The organism is Arthrobacter sp. NicSoilC5 (assembly GCF_019977395.1).
In the GTDB taxonomy this organism is placed as follows: Bacteria; Actinomycetota; Actinomycetes; order Actinomycetales; family Micrococcaceae; genus Arthrobacter.
Genome location: NZ_AP024660.1, coordinates 477,747 through 495,197 on the forward strand (window position 1 = coordinate 477,747; position 17,451 = coordinate 495,197).

Annotated in this window: 17 protein-coding genes; 11 read left to right on the forward strand and 6 right to left on the reverse strand. The window is 64.9% G+C overall.

From position 1 onward, the window contains the following. Window positions 1-5: 5 nt before the first annotated feature. From LDO22_RS02160 to LDO22_RS02170, 3 genes are read left to right on the forward strand one after another with little or no spacing between them, the layout of a single operon-like run. A complete protein-coding gene (locus tag LDO22_RS02160; RefSeq protein ID WP_224025936.1) occupies window positions 6-1,220 on the forward strand; it encodes a thiolase family protein in 1,215 nt (404 codons plus the stop codon). After that, window positions 1,220-1,909 (forward strand): 3-oxoacid CoA-transferase subunit A, encoded by a 690-nt coding sequence (locus LDO22_RS02165; RefSeq protein ID WP_224025937.1) that lies wholly within the window; start codon window positions 1,220-1,222, stop codon window positions 1,907-1,909. The genes LDO22_RS02160 and LDO22_RS02165 overlap by 1 nt, the downstream gene beginning before the upstream one ends. Window position 1,910: 1 nt before the next feature. Continuing rightward, a complete protein-coding gene (locus tag LDO22_RS02170; protein WP_224025938.1) occupies window positions 1,911-2,606 on the forward strand; it encodes a 3-oxoacid CoA-transferase subunit B in 696 nt (231 codons plus the stop codon). Between the two features lie 181 nt (window positions 2,607-2,787). Here LDO22_RS02170 and LDO22_RS02175 read toward each other — a convergent pair whose 3' ends face one another. The 3 genes from LDO22_RS02175 to LDO22_RS02185 form a co-directional block, all read right to left on the reverse strand. Beyond that, the gene (locus tag LDO22_RS02175) at window positions 2,788-4,140 is read right to left on the reverse strand and encodes a ferredoxin reductase family protein (protein WP_224025939.1); all 1,353 of its coding nucleotides are present in this window, start codon (window positions 4,138-4,140) and stop codon (window positions 2,788-2,790) included. A 60-nt stretch (window positions 4,141-4,200) separates the two neighbouring features. Next, complete coding sequence (locus tag LDO22_RS02180; protein WP_224025940.1) at window positions 4,201-4,494, reverse strand: hypothetical protein; 294 nt, start codon at window positions 4,492-4,494, stop codon at window positions 4,201-4,203. A gap of 235 nt (window positions 4,495-4,729) precedes the next feature. After that, window positions 4,730-5,569 (reverse strand): hypothetical protein, encoded by an 840-nt coding sequence (locus LDO22_RS02185; RefSeq protein ID WP_224025941.1) that lies wholly within the window; start codon window positions 5,567-5,569, stop codon window positions 4,730-4,732. Between the two features lie 721 nt (window positions 5,570-6,290). Here LDO22_RS02185 and LDO22_RS02190 point away from each other — a divergent pair. Continuing rightward, complete coding sequence (locus LDO22_RS02190; RefSeq protein ID WP_224025942.1) at window positions 6,291-6,650, forward strand: helix-turn-helix domain-containing protein; 360 nt, start codon at window positions 6,291-6,293, stop codon at window positions 6,648-6,650. 634 nt (window positions 6,651-7,284) lie between these two features. Here the strand turns inward: LDO22_RS02190 and LDO22_RS02200 are convergent. Further along, on the reverse strand, window positions 7,285-7,872 hold the full coding sequence (locus tag LDO22_RS02200) for a TetR family transcriptional regulator (protein ID WP_224025943.1): 588 nt from the start codon (window positions 7,870-7,872) through the stop codon (window positions 7,285-7,287). Window positions 7,873-7,999: 127 nt separating this feature from the next. Here LDO22_RS02200 and LDO22_RS02205 point away from each other — a divergent pair, with 127 nt between their 5' ends. From LDO22_RS02205 to LDO22_RS02215, 3 genes are all read left to right on the forward strand, one after another. Then, the gene (locus LDO22_RS02205) at window positions 8,000-8,677 is read left to right on the forward strand and encodes an NAD(P)-binding domain-containing protein (protein WP_224025944.1); all 678 of its coding nucleotides are present in this window, start codon (window positions 8,000-8,002) and stop codon (window positions 8,675-8,677) included. 119 nt (window positions 8,678-8,796) lie between these two features. After that, complete coding sequence (locus tag LDO22_RS02210) at window positions 8,797-9,015, forward strand: hypothetical protein (RefSeq protein WP_224025945.1); 219 nt, start codon at window positions 8,797-8,799, stop codon at window positions 9,013-9,015. A gap of 81 nt (window positions 9,016-9,096) precedes the next feature. Continuing rightward, window positions 9,097-10,002, forward strand: coding sequence for an alpha/beta hydrolase (locus LDO22_RS02215; RefSeq protein WP_224025946.1), 906 nt, complete (start codon window positions 9,097-9,099; stop codon window positions 10,000-10,002). 143 nt (window positions 10,003-10,145) lie between these two features. On the opposite strand, the gene LDO22_RS02220 is transcribed toward LDO22_RS02215, so the two are convergent. Together LDO22_RS02220 and LDO22_RS02225 are read right to left on the reverse strand one after the other, a co-directional pair. Beyond that, window positions 10,146-10,457 (reverse strand): 4a-hydroxytetrahydrobiopterin dehydratase, encoded by a 312-nt coding sequence (locus tag LDO22_RS02220; RefSeq protein ID WP_224025947.1) that lies wholly within the window; start codon window positions 10,455-10,457, stop codon window positions 10,146-10,148. Between the two features lie 757 nt (window positions 10,458-11,214). Continuing rightward, complete coding sequence (locus LDO22_RS02225; protein WP_224025948.1) at window positions 11,215-12,081, reverse strand: GntR family transcriptional regulator; 867 nt, start codon at window positions 12,079-12,081, stop codon at window positions 11,215-11,217. A 266-nt stretch (window positions 12,082-12,347) separates the two neighbouring features. Between LDO22_RS02225 and LDO22_RS02230 the strand changes: the two genes are divergently transcribed. The 4 genes from LDO22_RS02230 (at window position 12,348) to LDO22_RS02245 (ending at window position 17,119) form a co-directional block, all read left to right on the forward strand. Then, window positions 12,348-13,613, forward strand: coding sequence for a RuBisCO large subunit C-terminal-like domain-containing protein (locus LDO22_RS02230; RefSeq protein WP_224025949.1), 1,266 nt, complete (start codon window positions 12,348-12,350; stop codon window positions 13,611-13,613). A 1-nt stretch (window position 13,614) separates the two neighbouring features. Continuing rightward, window positions 13,615-14,913 (forward strand): four-carbon acid sugar kinase family protein, encoded by a 1,299-nt coding sequence (locus tag LDO22_RS02235; protein ID WP_224025950.1) that lies wholly within the window; start codon window positions 13,615-13,617, stop codon window positions 14,911-14,913. Between the two features lie 53 nt (window positions 14,914-14,966). After that, window positions 14,967-16,010 carry an alcohol dehydrogenase catalytic domain-containing protein gene (locus LDO22_RS02240; protein ID WP_224025951.1) on the forward strand — a complete coding sequence of 348 codons (1,044 nt, stop codon included), beginning with the start codon at window positions 14,967-14,969 and terminating at the stop codon, window positions 16,008-16,010. A 71-nt stretch (window positions 16,011-16,081) separates the two neighbouring features. Next, entirely contained in the window at window positions 16,082-17,119 is a 1,038-nt protein-coding gene (locus tag LDO22_RS02245) for a 2-keto-3-deoxygluconate permease (protein ID WP_224025952.1), read from the forward strand. The last annotated feature ends 332 nt before the right edge of the window (window positions 17,120-17,451 follow it).

The following is a 17,451-nucleotide window of genomic DNA, read 5'->3' on the forward strand; positions in this document are numbered from 1 at the left end:
CCCCGATGAACCAGGCTTTTGTGTACGACGCTGTGCGCACCCCCTTTGGAAAGTTCGGCTCCGGCCTCGCCGCCGTCCGCCCGGACGACCTTGCTGCGCACGTGATCAAGGAATCCGTCAAGCGGGCGCCGTCCCTCGACGTCGAGCGGATCGATGAGGTGGTGTTCGGCAACGCCAACGGTGCCGGTGAGGAGAACCGCAACATCGCCCGGATGGGCACGCTGCTGGCCGGGCTCCCGGTTTCCATCCCGGGCACCACGGTGAACCGGCTCTGCGGGTCCTCCCTGGATGCCGCCATTATTGCCTCCCGCCAGATCAATGCCGGTGATGCCGACCTGATGTTGGTCGGTGGCGCCGAGTCGATGTCCCGCGCGCCCTGGGTGCTGCCGAAGACGGAGAAGCCGTATCCGGCCGGGGACATGACCCTGGCGTCCACGACGCTGGGCTGGCGCCTGGTGAACAAGGCGATGCCGAAGGAGTGGACCATCTCCCTGGGCGAGGCCACCGAGAGGCTCCGCGAGAAGTACGGCGTGACCCGGGAGGCGCAGGATGAGTTCGCCGCTGCCTCGCACAACCTGTCCGCGGCCGCCTGGGACGAGGGCTTCTACGACAACCTGGTCGCCCCGGTGCCGGGCACGGACCTGGTGCGCGACGAGGGCATCCGGGCGGGTTCTTCGGCGGAGAAGCTCGCCGGGCTCAAGACCGTGTTCCGGGCAGAGAACGGCACGGTCACCGCGGGGAACGCGTCCCCGTTGTCCGACGGCGCCTCCGCGGCCTGGATCGGGTCCGAGGCGGCCGCGGGGCTGCTGGGCCTGGACCCGCTGGCGCGTATCGCCGGGCGTGGCGCGCACGCCAACGATCCGCAGTACTTTGGCTACGCCCCGGTCGAGGCGGCGAACAAGGCCCTCGAAAAGGCGGGCATCGGCTGGGAGCAGGTGGGCGCTGTCGAACTTAACGAAGCGTTCGCCGCGCAGTCCCTGGCCTGCATCAACGCCTGGGGCGTCGACCACTCGATCGTGAACCGGCACGGCGGGGCGATTGCCATGGGCCACCCGCTGGGTGCTTCCGGGACCCGGATCCTGGGCACCCTGGCCCGGTCCCTGCAGGCCTCCGGCGAACGCTGGGGTGTCGCTGCGATCTGCATCGGCGTGGGCCAGGGCCTGGCCGTCGTGCTCGAAAACGTGACCGCCGCCGGAACCAACACTGGAAAGGACCAGTAATGCTGAACTTCGTAGATTCGGTCCAGGACGCCGTCGCCGGCATCAAGGACGGCTCCACCGTGATGATCGGCGGGTTCGGCAACGCCGGCCAGCCGTTCGAACTGATCGACGCGCTGCTGGAGTGCGGCGCCACGGACCTGACCGTGGTGAACAACAACGCCGGCCAGGGGGATCAGGGCCTGGCCCTGCTGATCAAGGAGGGCCGGGTGAAGAAGATGATCTGTTCCTTCCCGCGGCAGTCCGATTCCTGGCATTTCGACGCCAAGTACAAGGCCGGCGAGATCGAGCTCGAACTCGTCCCGCAGGGCAACCTCGCCGAACGCATCCGCGCCGCGGGGGCCGGGATCGGCGGGTTCTTCACCCCCACCGGCTACGGCACCATGCTCGCCGAGGGCAAGGAAACCCGGATCATCGACGGCCGCGGCCACGTGTTCGAAACCCCCATCCACGCCGACGTCGCCCTCATCAAGGCCCTGAAGGCTGACGGCAAGGGCAACCTCGTCTACCGCAAGACCGCCCGGAACTTTGGCCCCATCATGGCAGCGGCCGCGAAGCACACCATCGTCCAGGTCTCCGGGATCGTGCCCACCGGGGCGCTGGACCCGGAGAACGTGGTCACCCCGGGCATCTACGTCAACAGCATCGTCAAAGTTGCCGGGAGCGGCAGCACAGCAGGAAAGGCGGCCTGACATGAGCGTGCAGTCCAACGAAAAGTCCCTCCAGACCTCGGCGACGCCCCTGGGCCGGGATGACCTGGCCCGGCTGGTGGCAAAGGACATCGCCCCCGGGTCCTTCGTGAACCTCGGCATCGGCCAGCCCACCCTGGTGTCCAACTACCTCACCGAGGACCAGAACATCACCCTCCACACGGAGAACGGGATGCTGGGCATGGGCCCGGAAGCCAAGGGCGACGAGATCGACGAGGACCTGATCAACGCCGGCAAGATCCCCGTCACCGAACTCCCGGGCGCGTCCTACTTCCACCACGCCGACTCGTTCGCGATCATGCGCGGCGGGCACCTGGACATCTGCGTCCTGGGCGCCTTCCAGGTCTCCGCCACCGGCGACCTCGCCAACTGGCACACCGGCGCACCCGGGGCGATTCCCGCCGTCGGCGGTGCCATGGACCTGGCCACCGGCGCCAAGGACGTCTTCGTGATGATGACCCTCCTGACCCGCGAAGGCGCATCCAAGATCGTGGACGCCTGCACCTACCCCATCACCGGCGTCGGCTGCGTCACCCGCGTCTACACGGACAAAGCCATCTTCCTCACCGGCCCGGACGGCGTCACCGTCCGCGAAACCTTCGGCTGCACCCTCGAGGAACTCCAGGACCTGGTACCCGTCCCGCTCAAGGCCACGCCCGGTGCCATGGATCAAAGGTAACGCCGGCAGACAACGATAGGTCGCTCCTCCCGGTCTTCTGGAATGGGCACGGTGTGCTTGGATACCAAACTTTCCGTTGAGCAGCGTCACAACCACTCAACTGACGGCCGAGCCGGAAGGGGAGCGGCCCACCTTAGCTTGACGCCGTTAAACGCACTCAACCGACGAAGACCTGCCAGGGCTAGAAGCTGAAATCCTCGTGGTGGAGTTGCCTCCGCGGAACGCCGGCCTGCCTTAGAGCCAATGTCGCGGCGGAGGAGAGTCGTGGTGAGGCGCACATGTAGACGTCTCGGGTGGCAAGGTCCGGGACCATAGCCAGCAGGTTTTGCGCTGACATCGCGTTCCGCGGGTCGGAGGCAGATCCGGTCAGGAAGATCAGTTGCGCCCCGCGCTGCCGAGCGATGTGCTCGAGCTCGTCGCGGAAGAGAATCTCTTCCACGGAGGAGGCCCGATACAGCAGGGTCAGTTCCCGTCCGTGGACCGGGAGTGTCTCGAAGAGGGCCCTCATAGGGGTGATTCCCACCCCGCCACCGATTAGAAGGACTCCCCGGCCTTCGCGTCGCTCATTCGTCATGGCACCATACGGGCCCGCGCCGAGGACCCTTGTTCCGGGTTTCACGGCGTGAATGAGGCGGGTGCCGTCGCCTACCGCCTTGACGGTTATCCGGAGGAATTGGGGGTGCGGCGGCGCTGACAGCGAGAAGGGGTGGGAAGACAGCCAGAGGGGTCCAGCCAGGAATCGCCACCGAAAGAATTGGCCGGATTCGGCGTTGAGTTCTTCGAGGTGGCGGCCTCGAAGGATGATGCTGACCACGCCTGCTCCCTCGTGGACGATGTGATCTACGCGCAGCCGGTGCCGCCACATCTGCGTGAGCGGGGCAAGCACCCGGTACCGGAGTACCAGCCCGAAACTTAGGGTGTAGAGCAGGCTCCATGCGATCTGTACGAGGGGCATCCCCGCCAGGTCCGGGCCTGCCAGTTCGTGGGCGAAGGACAGCGCGATGGCCACGTAAGTGAGGAGATGCACTAAGTGCCAGGACTCGTACTGCATCCTGCGCCGCACGTTTCGCGTAGACACGTAGCCGACTCCGATGAACAGCAATGTTCCGGCTGTGGCAGTAACAAGTCCGGGCATCCGAAGAACGTCCACTGTGGCCGCACTCAACGGGATCCGTTGAACCATTGACCAGGCCACGGTCGCGGCTACGCCGTGAATGAGCATCAGCACGAAGATGGCCCTGCCGCCCAAGCCGTGCCATCGGGATAGCCGGTCAGCACCGACTCCACGTTCCAGCCCAGGTGCGCGTGACATCAGGCCCATCATGACGGTGACACCGTAGCCGGCCAACAGTCCGGACATGTGGGCCACCAGGGGAAGGTTGAACTGCACCGGATGGGGGGCCTTGATCACTCCCAGGGCCATGACTGCGACCGCACCGGCCATAATCAGCCACAGCGCCAGGGCAGGTGAGACGCTCCCGGACGCCCCCGCTTCTGACCGGGCAGCTCCGGGATGGTCGGCTGTTGCTGTCATCGTTTTTCCTTTGTGGCAGCCAAGCGGCGCCGGTAAGTCATCAAATAGCTATGAGGAGTCCTAGCGCCTTCCTCTGTTGCCGCCAGGCGTCGTCGCACCCCTGGCGGGCCCGGTCCGTCCTTGTTGATTCGGGGTGGCCGCCGCGGCAGGTCCGACTGTATCGGCGGCCATAACGGTGGTCTGGACGGGGGAGACGGCGGGCCCGTTCAGGCCCAGCTGCACGCCGATAATCACGGCTGCGGCGACGATGGCGGCGGATAGCACCTTCTGGAACCATCCCCAGGCAGCAGCGCGGTTCCCTGTTGGACGCCGGGCGGCGATGTGTTGGGTGCCGGCAGGTGCGGTGCTATTCATGGCGCGAATGTTTCGGTAATGGGGGCATGGGCGGTGGAGCGCCCGCGGTCTGTCATCGGCGGGACCAGCGGGAGTTTGACGGCGGTCATCAGCGTCTTTCTTGTGCGAGGGCCGGCAGGGATTACCTCAAACGACGGGCCCTGGACATGAATGAAGGTCGATTCAGCTTTGAGGTGACGTTGTTGTTCGGGCGGACGCCGGTGGTCAGCGTCCGCCCGAAGAAGCACGCTTCGGCTCAGTGGCCGCCGGTTTCGGTGGCGGTGATGGTGAAGTTGGTGTCGAGCTTGACGGTGGCGTGGGTGTTGTCGGATTTGGTGATGTGGGCTTCGTAGGCGGCGGAGCCGTCGTCTTCGGTGGTCATGGCATCGATGGTGGCGCCGGCGTTGGCGGCCAGGACGGCGGCCTTGACCTTGTCCGCGGTGTCCCCGGTGAGGGCTGTTTCGTTTCCATCGTGTCCATGGCCGCCAGGGCCACCGCCAGGGCCGCCGGTTTCGGTGGCGGTGATGGTGAAGTTGGTGTCGAGCTTGACGGTGGCGTGGGTGTTGTCGGATTTGGTGATGTGGGCTTCGTAGGCGGCGGAGCCGTCGTCTTCGGTGGTCATGGCATCGATGGTGGCGCCGGCGTTGGCGGCCAGGACGGCGGCCTTGACCTTGTCCGCGGTGTCCCCGGTGAGGGCTGTTTCGTTTCCATCGTGTCCATGGCCGCCACGGCCACCGCCAGGGCCGCCGGTTTCGGTGGCGGTGATGGTGAAGTTGGTGTCGAGCTTGACGGTGGCGTGGGTGTTGTCGGACTTGGTGATGTGGGCTTCGTAGGCGGCGGAGCCGTCGTCTTCGGTGGTCATGGCATCGATGGTGGCGCCGGCATTGGCGGCCAGGACGGCGGCCTTGACCTTGTCCGCGGTGTCCCCGGTGAGGGCTGTTTCGTTTCCATGGGCGGCACCGGCTTGGGCGGTGCTGGACGGGCTGGGCGCCGTGGTGGCAGCGTTGGCCGGCAGTGCGGCTGCAGTGAGGGCGCCGCCTCCGATCAGTGCACCGACAAGGCTGGCCCCTGCCGCGATTCTCCGGACGTTCTTCATCAGTTTTCTCCTTGTTGATGCCACTCCGTATTTCGAAGTTGTTCCAATCCTGCGGGGGCGCGCTGTCCAGGTCCTTTCCCTCTCCTGTGGGTGAACTGTGAGCTGTTTCAGGGCTGCTCCACAAAATTTGAAACCACCATTGCTGCCCGGCAGGATCGATTCACTGCCAGCCCGCACCCTAGACAGCCGTCGACCGCCCATTCGACGACAGGAATCAGCGTCGGGTTAAAAGAGCCGAGAATGGTGATTCTGTTCGCTTGGCAGAAGGTACATGGTGCACCGTCTGAAGGGGACGAACTCCGAACCTGGACGTGTCCTGGCGAAGGGCTTAGTCGCGACGAATTCGGACGGTCCCAGGTGGCCTAAAGACCGTTTGTTGGGGTGTGGACATTGTCCACACTTTGGCCTTTGGACTGGGGAGGAGATCGCTCGGACCCGCTCGGATTCCGCGTATTTCCGCCACTTCCCCGTGCTTGCAGGGCTGGACTGTAGTTCGAGTCCCACCTCGGGCACAGTGTTTCCCCTCGTCAGAGGGATCTTTGCTTTTCCGTGTTGACAAAGCTCGCGGTCGCGTCGCCTGACGGGTTGGGCCGCGGGCTGTGGCCTGGCCGCCGCGGGGCCAATTCAGGTGTGCGGGGGTGGCGGGTACAGGACCCTGGCCCCTGGGCCTTCCGCCTGCGGGGTGTGGGTCATTGTGGTTCCTCGTTTCCGGTGCTGTCGGGTGGGCCCGGGGTGGCATATACCCACGCTGCTGACCGGACTGTCCCTGGTGCATCTCGTCTCCGGCGGCGCCAAGGAGGCTTCAGAGCTGCCGCGCATCACCGGGCCGCCGCTCAGCACGGTGCATCGGCTCCCGCAGGTACTTAAAAGCGAAGGCTACCTCCGGGACGCACTCGTGGGTCTCGGCCTGGGACCAACCCTGATCGTGCTGGGGTTCAACGCCCTCTCGTCCAACCCGCTGGCCGCCGTCGCAACACCTCATCTGGACACCCTGGCTGGCCAGGTGCTGGACACCGTGCACATGGCCGTCCCCGATCACGGCTCGGTTCTCTACCTCGTCAAAATTCCCGGCTATCAGTGAGCGGAGATGCGCTCACGGGTCGGCCTGCGCATGCCTCTGACGCGCACGGGTATCGGTAGGGCAATGTTGTTAACTGATGATCCCGCTGCCTGGGTGCAGCGCTGGCGCGCGGAGGCACCGGCTGACGACACCGGCGCCCCCGCGCCAGCACTGCAGGCCCCAATGCCGATGATGACTTCGTCGGGTGCATTCACCACTACCGCAAGGGCGGCTACTCATACGACATGGACGAGAACGAACCGGGGATCCGCTGTGTCGCAGCACCCGTCCGGGACGCTCAGGATCCATCGAGGGGGCCATCAGCGTCTCGGCAACCCCCTTACAGGCCAGCGCACCGCATGCGGGGAACTCCTTCCCTCGGTGCAGCGCGTTGCCGCCGCCATTTCGGGGGAGAGGGGCTTCAGGCCGGCGCGCTAGACCGCTTGCGCAAGGACCCGAAACACCCCGCTTGCCCTGGGCGGGGGGCTAACTGGTCGCGTCCTGCCCCGAATCGATTCCCGAGCGCAGCGAATAGCGAATCTGACCAGGCTGTCGGCTGGCGGCCTGCAAAGGCCTGGCGCGCATCAGGCCCGGCGGCGAGACTGCGGGTGTTGTTGAGCGGTTGCTCGTTTGCGGGTCGCCGCTGGCGGTGGAACTAGGTCATGGCAGCGCGTGGCGCGCAGGCGCTGGTGATGAGGCGCCGGGCCAGCTCGACGGCGCGTTTTCCGTACGTGCCACCGTCAAGGACGGACGCGGTGGCGTAGGCCCCATTGAGGACGATGAGGAGTTCTTCGGCGAGCTGGTCGGGTTCGTCGGCGCCAGCCTCAGCCGCCAAGGAGTAGAACCAGTCTCGGATTTGTTGTTTGTGGGTAACGGCTGCCTGGTGTGCAGGGTGATGGCCTTCTGGAAACTCAGTGTTGGTATTCAGCATGGGGCATCCCCGGTAGGTGCTGCGGGCGCAGTCCGTGGCGAGTACTTCGAAAATGGCGATGAGCTTGTCCCGTGGGTCCGCGTGTTCCCCGGCGGTGTTGCGCATGCGCTCGAACCAGGCGTCTGCGCGGCCTTCCACGTAGGCCGTGGCGAGGGCATCCTTGGTGGGGAATTGACGGTAAACGGTGGCGTTGCCAACGCCGCACTCCTTGATGACCGTATCCATCCCCACTGCCCTGATACCCCGCGTGTAGAACAGGCGCGTGGCCACCTCAAGAATATTGCGGCGGTTTTCCTCACCCGTTCTGCGCATCGCACACTCCTTCAATTCCTACGTTGCCTGATCCTAGTTTGACAGACGGAACGATCCGTCACAAACTTGAGAACGATCCGTCACGTAGGGTCTCGTGCCCTGAACCTTAAAACACCGGGAGAACATCATGAAGACAGCAGTCCTTGGAACCGGAATGGTCGGCCGCACCATCGCGGCACGGTTGGCCGAGCTGGGCCACTCAGTCACCGTAGGCACCCGCGATGCCGAAGCTACGCTGGCCCGCGTTGACGCGGACGCCATGGGCACCCCGCCCTTCGCCACATGGGCTGCAGAAAACCCGGGCATCAATGTCGCGAGCTTCGCTGACGCCGCCCTGGGGGCGGAACTCATCGTCAACGCCACCAACGGCGGCGCATCCCTCGAAGTGCTGGGCGCGGCAGGGGAGGAAAACCTCGAAGGCAAGATCATTCTCGACATCGCCAACCCACTCGACTTCAGCAACGGCATGCCCCCAACCCTGTTCGTCAAAGACACCGACTCCCTGGGCGAGCAGATCCAACGCGCCTTCCCCGGAGCCCGCGTAGTGAAGTCCCTCAACACGATGAACGCCGACCTGATGGCCCGCCCGGGACAGCTCTCCGATCCCGGCACGGTCTTCGTTTCCGGCAACGATGCCGAGGCCAAGACCATCGTCAGCGGCCTGTTGAAGGACTTTGGCCACCAGGATGTCATCGACCTCGGCGACATCACCACAGCCCGCGGAACCGAAATGCTCCTGCCCGTCTGGCTCCGCCTCTGGGGCGCCCTCGGAACACCGGCATTCAACTTCAAAATCGTGCGCTGACCGGCAACACCGTCGCGCCCCGTCCTACGGGCTGCTGACCACTCTCCTGCACCGACGAAAGGCACCGTCACCATGAAAGCCGCCTCGACATCGAAAACCACCACTGCCAACTCGCAGGAATGGAGAACAAGGCGGCCCCGCTGCTTCAGGGCTACATCGACAAAGGGCGGATGGGCGTCAAGAGCGGCCGCGGGTTCTACAGCGACTACGCCGATCCGGCCACCGGCGAAATCCTTGAAGGTGCGGCCAGCGGTGAGCTCCTGGTGGGCGGCCTGGGACGAGGACGGCGCACCGCCGGTCGAGGGAGCAAGACCCGAGGTACCCGAAGCAGTATTTGAAGAAATGATGCAGTTCATGGAGCGGGGCCTTGCTCCTGACGCCGCCACCATAACCACCCCGCCCCAGGAAGGGACGTTGCCATGACCCAGACAGCCAGCCAGGGAACCTACCGCACGACGGAAGTGGCGGTACGCGGCGGAACACTCCACACTGCCATCTGGGGCCCGGATGATCCTGCCGCTCCAACCGTCCTTGCTGTCCATGGTGTCACCGCTTCCCACAAGTCCTGGGCCTGTCTCGCCGAAGCCCTGCCCGACGTCCGGATCATCGCTCCGGACCTGCGCGGGCGCGGGCGCAGCAACCAGTTGCCCGGACCATACGGAATGACCACGCACGCACAGGACCTGGCGGCCGTCCTCGAGGACCTGGCGGATGGGCCCTTGGTCGTGGTGGGGCACTCCATGGGCGGCTTCGCATCGCTTGTCCTTGCGGACCTGTTCCCGGAACGCGTCCGTTCGCTGGTACTGGTGGACGGGGGCCTGCCTCTGCAGGTTCCGGCCGGCCTTTCGGACGAAGAAGTCATCTCCTCGGTCCTGGGTCCTGCTGCCGAGCGGCTCAATGCCACCTTCCCAAGCCGCGAGGTTTACCGTTCCTTCTGGAGGGAGCACCCCGCCTTCAGCGCCGACTGGGGTCCGCTCGTGGATGCATATGTGGACTACGACCTCACCGGCGAAGAACCGGAACTTCGGCCCGCCACGCGGTACGAGGCGATGGCGGAAGATACGGCGGACCTGCACCGCGGTGCTTCGCTGTTGGCGGCACTGGACGGCCTGACGGTAAACACCGATGTCCTCCGGGCGCCCCGGGGACTGCTGAACGAACCGACGGCCCTCTATGCCCCCGGATACCTGGAGTCGTGGGCAGCGAAGCTTCCCGCGCTGCGAGTCACGCAGGTGCCGGACGTCAACCACTACACCATCATCATGGGCCAGTCGGGCGCTGCTGCTGTTGCCGAGAGTGTCCGCGCCGCCCTGGCCGGAATGTGAGCGGCGCCAGCACGTGAAAAGGTCAATGGCCGGGAGTTCTGACTGCCGTCTCTCCGAGCGATTTTCGAGCGCCGATAATGGTGATTCCGTAAAGGCGGCTTTGCGCCTCGACGAGCCTTCGCCCCCTGCTCGACTGCGCGGACTTACTCCGCGGTGGCGACCCCGAGGTCCGCGGCGTGGCCGCTGATGGTGCGGGCGAGGTCGATGTCGCGGCTGGTGATGCCGCCGACGTCATGGCTTGAGAGCATGACGCCTACATGGGGGTAGGTGAGCGTGATGTCGGGGTGGTGGTTGGCCTCCTCGGCGGAGGCGCCGATGCGGTTCACGAGCTCCAGCCCGGTGGAGAACTTCCGGGTCTTGAAGGTGGCCGTGATGGCCTCGCCGGTCAGGCGCCAGCCCGTAAGTCCTGCTTCGGTGAGTTCGGCGGCGGACAGCTTCCGTTGGGGATCAGTCATAGTGCCATCATGGCTCCGGAGGGCCGCCGCGGGCTACCCCTAGAGGCAGCACGCCCCCTAAGGGTGATGGCGGGCACCGGCGACGGCGGTTTCAGCTCGGCATTTGGTGGGGATGACGCCGTCGCGCCGGGGCGGTTGGGGGAAGGTTCAGTCTCGATGCCAGGCGCGTCCTTCTCTGAGCCCCTAGACACTATGTGAGGGCCCTGCAGCGTATCTTCCGTCAATTGCCAGTGAGAGTTGGGCTGATGCCGGTGCCATCGGGTGGAATCGTTGGCCGGCACCGTTATTGGAGCTACGTGGTGATGGGCGTATGAATTCGCTCTGAAGGCGACCGGCGGAGTTCGAAAGTTGGCCCCTGCTGAGGGTGTCGACAATGTCCACAATTCTCATATCGGAGTGCCTCGGTACCGCCGGCGAACTGCTTCGGATTCCGCATATTTTCGCGGATTCGCAGTGCCTGCAGGGGATGGAATGTGGTTCGAGTTCCACCTCGGGCAAAGTGTTTCCGCAGGACAAGGGCCTGTCGTCTTGCGCCACGCCTCCAAGCATCTCTTACGCAGACCGTTGTTGCGTTTGAGCCGCATCCAGTTCCGGGTGCATTAAAGCGTCGCCTCGAGTACACGCAGAAAAATTAGGACACTCGGGCGCGAGGCGGGGTAAGTATTCCGCAACTTATCTTTTCTTCAGCTGCGCTCCCGCGGGGTGCTGGACTTCAACGTTTCCGCCAAGATGCGTCTGTGCGGCGGTCTCGCAGCCTTTAGGGTGCCCCTCGCTCAAGATCTGATAGTTCAGATTCCAGTTGCTGGGTCAGGGTCCGAAGGCGGCGGATGTGCTCTTGGGAGACGCGTCCGGGTTGGGTTGTGACTTGTGCGTCGACGTCGAAGACTGTGTTGGGGCTGTGCCAGACGTTGAACCATTCCAGACCATGGCCCAGGGCGTCGCGGGTAACGCCCTGGAGCAGGAGCAGCGGTTCGCGCGTGTTGATGTTGAGCTTCCCGGCCAGGTCGGGATCCGATGAGACTGCCTGTACTTGGCGGGGTCCGCCGGCGGGGTGGTAGCCGTGGTCCCGCATCAGGTTCAGGAGTGAGGCGTTTTCCAGCAGTTCTGCGGTGAAGTGCGGGAAGAAGTCGCGAGGGACCCAGGTTCGCATGAAGGCCACGGGAAGGTCGTCGAGATAGCGAACCCGCTCGATCTTCCAGGTATTCGAGGTGTTGAGGGCCTCGACGCCGGCCTTGGGTGGCTCGGATGGTTCCACGCTGAGGACGTGAGTGCGCAAGCGCTGGCCGTGTGCTGCGGCTTGTTCGTCGAGGCCGCCGGCGCGCTGTACGTGCCGGCGAAGGACAGGTGTTGCAGCTACGACGCTGCCGCGGCCGCGCTGGCGGCGAATCAGGCCCAGGTCGGCGAGGCCGGACAACGCTTGGCGCACGACGCTCCGAGAGACGCCGAACTGCCTCGTCAGCTCATCCTCGGTAGGGAGTGAAGATCCCGGGGAAAGTCCCATCTCTGCGATTTGCCGGTGGAGGATGTCCCGGATTTGGGCGTGGAGAGGACCTCCGTCTTCCCGGTTCAGAGGGCTGGTGCGTCCCGCCTGCTCTGCCGATGTTACTGCTGGTTCCGAACTCACGTTGTCTCCTCTGCCCTGTTCAAATCTTAGCCCTCGCCTTCCTGCCCCTCGGCTGGACAACAATAAGCGGCCTTGACGTGACCCACACCACCGATTATTGTACGTATCAAAGGTACGTACAACTTCGGTTCCGGATCACAGAAGCTGCTCTGAACGCGAAGTCCCGAGTCACCTGCTTGAGCCCGCATCGGCGCGTGAGCGAAGTGAAAGTACCTGCAGGTGACAGTCGGATACGTAAGTTTCAAACCCCCACATTGGAGAGTTCCATGCGCGACCCGCGCTCGGTGCGTTGCACCTACTACCTAGAATCCGAAATTGACCCGGAAAAGGCCGCCGCCATCATGGCTGGCGAACAGTCCAGCGGCACCTTCCTGCCGGTCCCGGGCGAATCCGCCCGGATCCGGGAGCGGCACGCGGCCCGGATCTCGGATGTGCAGGAACTCGGCTTTTGCCGCCCTTCCCTGCCATCACGGGCGAACCCGGAAAAGGTCCGTGCAGCATTGGTCACTGTTGATTTCCCTATGGAGAACGTCGGAACCGACCTGGCAACGCTGCAGACAGCCATTGCAGGCAATCTTTTCGAACTCGGCGATCTTTACGCCTGCCGTCTTCAGGACATCCAGTTGCCGGAGGACTTCGTCGCCGCCCACCCGGGTCCGGCCTTCGGTATCGACGGGACCCGCAAGCTCATCAGCAATGTCCAGGGCGTGATGGTTGGCACCATCGTCAAGCCCAACGTCGGGCTTTCCGAAGAGGAGTTCCGGCTGGTTGTCCGCGATCTGGCGATGGCGTCCATCGACCTGATCAAGGACGATGAACTCATGACTGATCCGGCCTATCTGCCGCTGGAACGCAGGGTCGCAGTCGCCACCGAAGAGATCCGGGCCGCCGAGCAGGTCACCGGCCACTCGACCATGTATGCCTTCAACATCACCGGTGACCTCGCCGGCCTTCAGAAGCGCCACGACCTGGTCGTCGAGGCCGGGGGCCACTGCGTAATGCTGAACATTCCCGTGATGGGGCTGCCGGCCCTGGCGCTGTTGCGCAGCTTCGCCGAGGTTCCCATTCACGGCCACCGGGCGGGTCTCGCGGCCTCCATGAGGTCCAAGGCCCTGGGCATGGATTACCGGGTGTGGCAGCAGATGGCCCGTCTGGCCGGTGCCGACCACCTGCACGCCAGCGGGTTGGGCAGCAAGTTCTACGAACTCGACGAAGAAGTAGCCTCTAACATCCGCAGCCTGCTCGAACCGCTCGGCCAAACCATCACACCGCTTCCCGTATTGTCGTCCGGGCAGAACGTCACCACCCCGGGCCCCACGTTCGACGCGGTGGGTTCCACCGATCTGATGATGCTCGCCGGAGGCGGAGTCGCCGCCCACCCGGACGGACCAGGAGCCGGAGTGCGCAGCCTCCGCCAGGCCTGGGAAGCAGCCGTCGACGGAGTGCCCCTGCAGAGCGCAGCGGACAAACTCGCCCACACCGGGGACGAGGCTCTCCTGCACGCAGTCCAGACATTCGCGAAAGGTGCCTGACATGCCCGCTTTCGGTTTCGTCGCCGACGACCTCACCGGAGCCGCCGATGTCCTCGCCCAAGCCCACCGTTATGGGCTCGAAGCCGCGCTCGTCATCGGAGACGCCCCACTGCCCTTGGACACCGACGTCGTCGGGTTCGCCGGGCCGGCCCGTTCCCTGTCCGGCACGGCCTTCGACAACCTGGTCACCCGTGACCTTGCAGGCATCGCCACGCTGAACCTGGAGGTCCTGCTCTACAAGGTCTGCTCCACCTTCGACAGTTCCACCACCATCGGGAGCATCGGCCGCGGTATCCAACTGCTCCACCAGCAGTTCCCGCTGCATGGACCCATCCCGGTAGTACCGGCCCAACCCGCTTTCGGCCGATACACCGCCTTCAGCAACCATTACGCAACCTACGCAGGCAAGATCTACCGGCTGGACCGTCACCCGGTCATGTCCCGCCACCCTTCAACGCCCATGTCCGAAGCAGACCTGCGTCAGGTCCTGGCTGAACAGTTCGGCGACTACGAGGTACCGGGGGCCATCCATCTGCCGGCTTATGACGACGGAACCTTCAAGGACGCCTGGGCGGACCGGAGGCGGGAACCCGGGGCGCAGGCCTTCGTGGTCGACGCCGTCGACGAACACCACATGGACGCCGTCGCAGAAGCACTTACCCGGGAAGAACACGGTCACGGTCCCTCGATCGTGGTCGGATCCGGGGGCATCATGGCCGCGCTGGCCCGGTCCAATTCGGACCAGGCTGCACGCACCCCCGGCCCGCAGAAGCCCTCAGGACCCGTGCTGGCCGTCAGCGCCTCGGCCTCCAGCACCACAGCGGAGCAGATCAACGACGCAACCTCCAATGGCTGGGAGGACGTCCCGGTCCCTGCCGAGCTGCTGCAGCGCGACGACACCGCATTGGTTGCGGCTCTGGATGAGCGGGTTTCCGCCGCGCTCCAGGCAGGGCGCAATGTCGTCGTTCACACCACCCGCGGCGCGGCAGACCCACGCTACGGAGCAAGCACACCAGTGGACGCCGGCTACGTAGGCACCTTGATCGGCGGCATCGCTGCCCGCATGGCCGTTGCCGGGCTCACACGGGACATCGCCGTCTGTGGCGGCGATACCTCCAGCCACGCACTCATCGCCATGGGCGTGCGCCAACTCCGGGTATCGGACCAGTTCGTCACCGCCGGCCCCATCCTCCGCGCCGATGGCGCTTCCGCCGTCGGCGGATGCCGGCTGCTGCTCAAAGGCGGACAAGTGGGACCCACTGACATCCTGCGCCGCTTCGCCGGCCAGCTCCCGAGCTGACACCCCACACGAATTCCCTCCACGCATCAAGAACCAGTGAAAGGCGGCCCCCAATGCGGGCAGTAGTCAAAAATGCAGCCGAACGAGGCGTAACGTACGTCACGGACGCCGGCGACCCCAAGGCAACAGAAGGCTCCGTCGTCATCGAAGTCGGCGCAGCCTCCCTGTGCGGCACGGACCGTGAACTTTACGAATGGACCCCCTCCGCCCAGGCCTTCAACCTCAACCTCCCGGTCATCCTCGGCCACGAAGGCGCAGGAACCATCGTCGAGGTTGGCCCCGGCGTCACCGGCCTGAACGTGGGCGACCAGGTCGCCCTCGAAAGCCACCTGACCTGCGGCCAGTGCTTCCCGTGCCGCACCGGAGACGCCCACACCTGCGAACGCACCGGCATCCTCGGTATGCACATCGACGGCGTCTTCGCCGAATACGCCGCCGTCCCCCAGGACATCTGCGTCAAACTTCCCACCGGCCTGTCCCTCGAATCCGGTGCCCTACTCGAAGCCGCCGGCGTCGCCGTCCACGCCATCCAGCGCGCCAACTACTCCGTCGCGGGCAGGGCAGTGCTCGTCAGCGGTGCCGGCCCCGTCGGCCTTGTTGTTGTAAACCTGGCACTGCTCATGGGCGCCTCCCACGTCATCGCCGTCGACCCCAACCCCTACCGCCGCGCGCAAGCCGAAAAGCTCGGCGCGACCGCCCTTCACCCCAACGACGGCATCGTTGAGCGCTGCCGCGAACTCACCGGCCGCCGCGGCGGATTCGACGTTGCCTTCGAATGCTCCGGAGCCCCCGGCACCCTGACTACTCTCTTCGAAGCCGTCCGCCGCGAGGCCACCGTCATCACCGTCGGACACCCCAGCCGCCCGGCAGAGGTCGACATCGCCGCCTACATCAACAAAAAGGGCATCACCCTGCGCGGCATCTTCGGCCGCAGGCTCTGGGAAACCTGGGAACAGAGCCTGCTGCTGCTGGACTCAGGAAAGCTCGAGCTCGACTGGCTCATCACCCACCGCAAGAAGCTCAGCGAGATCGACGACGCAGTGGAACTGCTCACCGGCGACGCCTGCAAAGTCCTGCTCATCCCTGGCCTCGGCTAACCCCACAAGCAACGGAACTGACGGACCGAACGGCAGTTCCCAACCGCTCAGCTATTCAATAGGAGAAATCAATGTCGATTCCCATCAAGAAAGCTCTGGAGAAGGTCCCCGGCGGCATGATGCTGGTGCCCCTCGGCATCGGTGCCGTCATCCACACCCTGGCCCCGGACGCCGGTAAGTTCTTCGGATCCTTCACAGGAGCCTTCTTCACCGGCCTGGCGCCGCTGCTGGCCGTGTTCTTCGTCTGCCTCGGCGCCACTCTCGAGGTCAAATCAACGCCCTACATCCTCAAAAAGGGCGGCGTGCTCCTCGGCTCCAAAATCCTCTTCGCGATCCTCATCGGCGTGATCGCCGGGCGCTTCCTCGGCGAAGCCCCCATCGACTCCGGAATCCTCGCCGGCCTGTCCACCCTCGCGTTGGTTGCTGCCCTTAACGACACCAACGGCGGGCTCTACATCTCCCTCATGGGCCAGTTCGGCCGCAAGCGCGACGCTGGCGCCTACTCCATCCTGTCCTTGGAATCGGGCCCCTTCCTGACCATGGTCACCCTTGGCATCGCCGGCCTGTCAGCCTTCCCCTGGCAGGCACTCGTCGGCGCCATCCTCCCGCTGGCACTGGGCATGCTCCTCGGGAACCTGGATAAAAATATGAGGAGCCTCCTGGCCCCACTGGTACCGGCCATGGTCCCGTTCCTGGGCCTGGCCCTCGGCCTGACCATCAACCTCAACGCAGTCGTTGAAGCAGGCCTGCTCGGCATCGCCCTCGGCCTGTTCGTGGTCTTCGTCGGCGGAGCAGTGCTGCTCCTCGCCGACAAACTCACCGGTGGCGACGGCGTCGCCGGCCTCGCCGCAGCAACCACCGCCGGCAACGCAGCCCTCGTCCCCGCCATCATCGCCACAGCCAACCCTGTTTACGCCCCGGCCGCCGACCACGCCACCGTCCTCGTGGCAGCATCAGTCGTCGTCTCCGCTGTGCTCTGCCCGATCGTAACCTCAGCATGGGCAAAAAGGGTGCAGAAAAGGGCCCGTCTCCAGGAGTCAGATGACAACTCCCGTGAACGGGAGGCACCAACCCCCAAGCACGCAGGTAGTACTCCGGAACTGACCTAGCAGTACTAAAGGACATGAGCGGGGCGTGCAAAGAGCACGCCCCGCTTCCTTATATCCACATCTGTCCCTACTGAAGCTGGGCACCAGGCGGAATACCAGTATGAAAGGAACAACAATGATTGCGGACGCACAAATGGCTGACTTGTCAACGGTGACAGTCGGAGCCCGCCCATTGAGCTATCACAACTGGGTCCACCTAAACCCCGGCGACCGAGTGCTTGTGAAACGACACGGATTCGCACCCGAACAAGGCACCTTGGACGAAATCAGCGAGGACGCCAGCTACTTCTGGGTCTGGATCGACGGCCAAAGCCGAATCCTGATCTTCCACG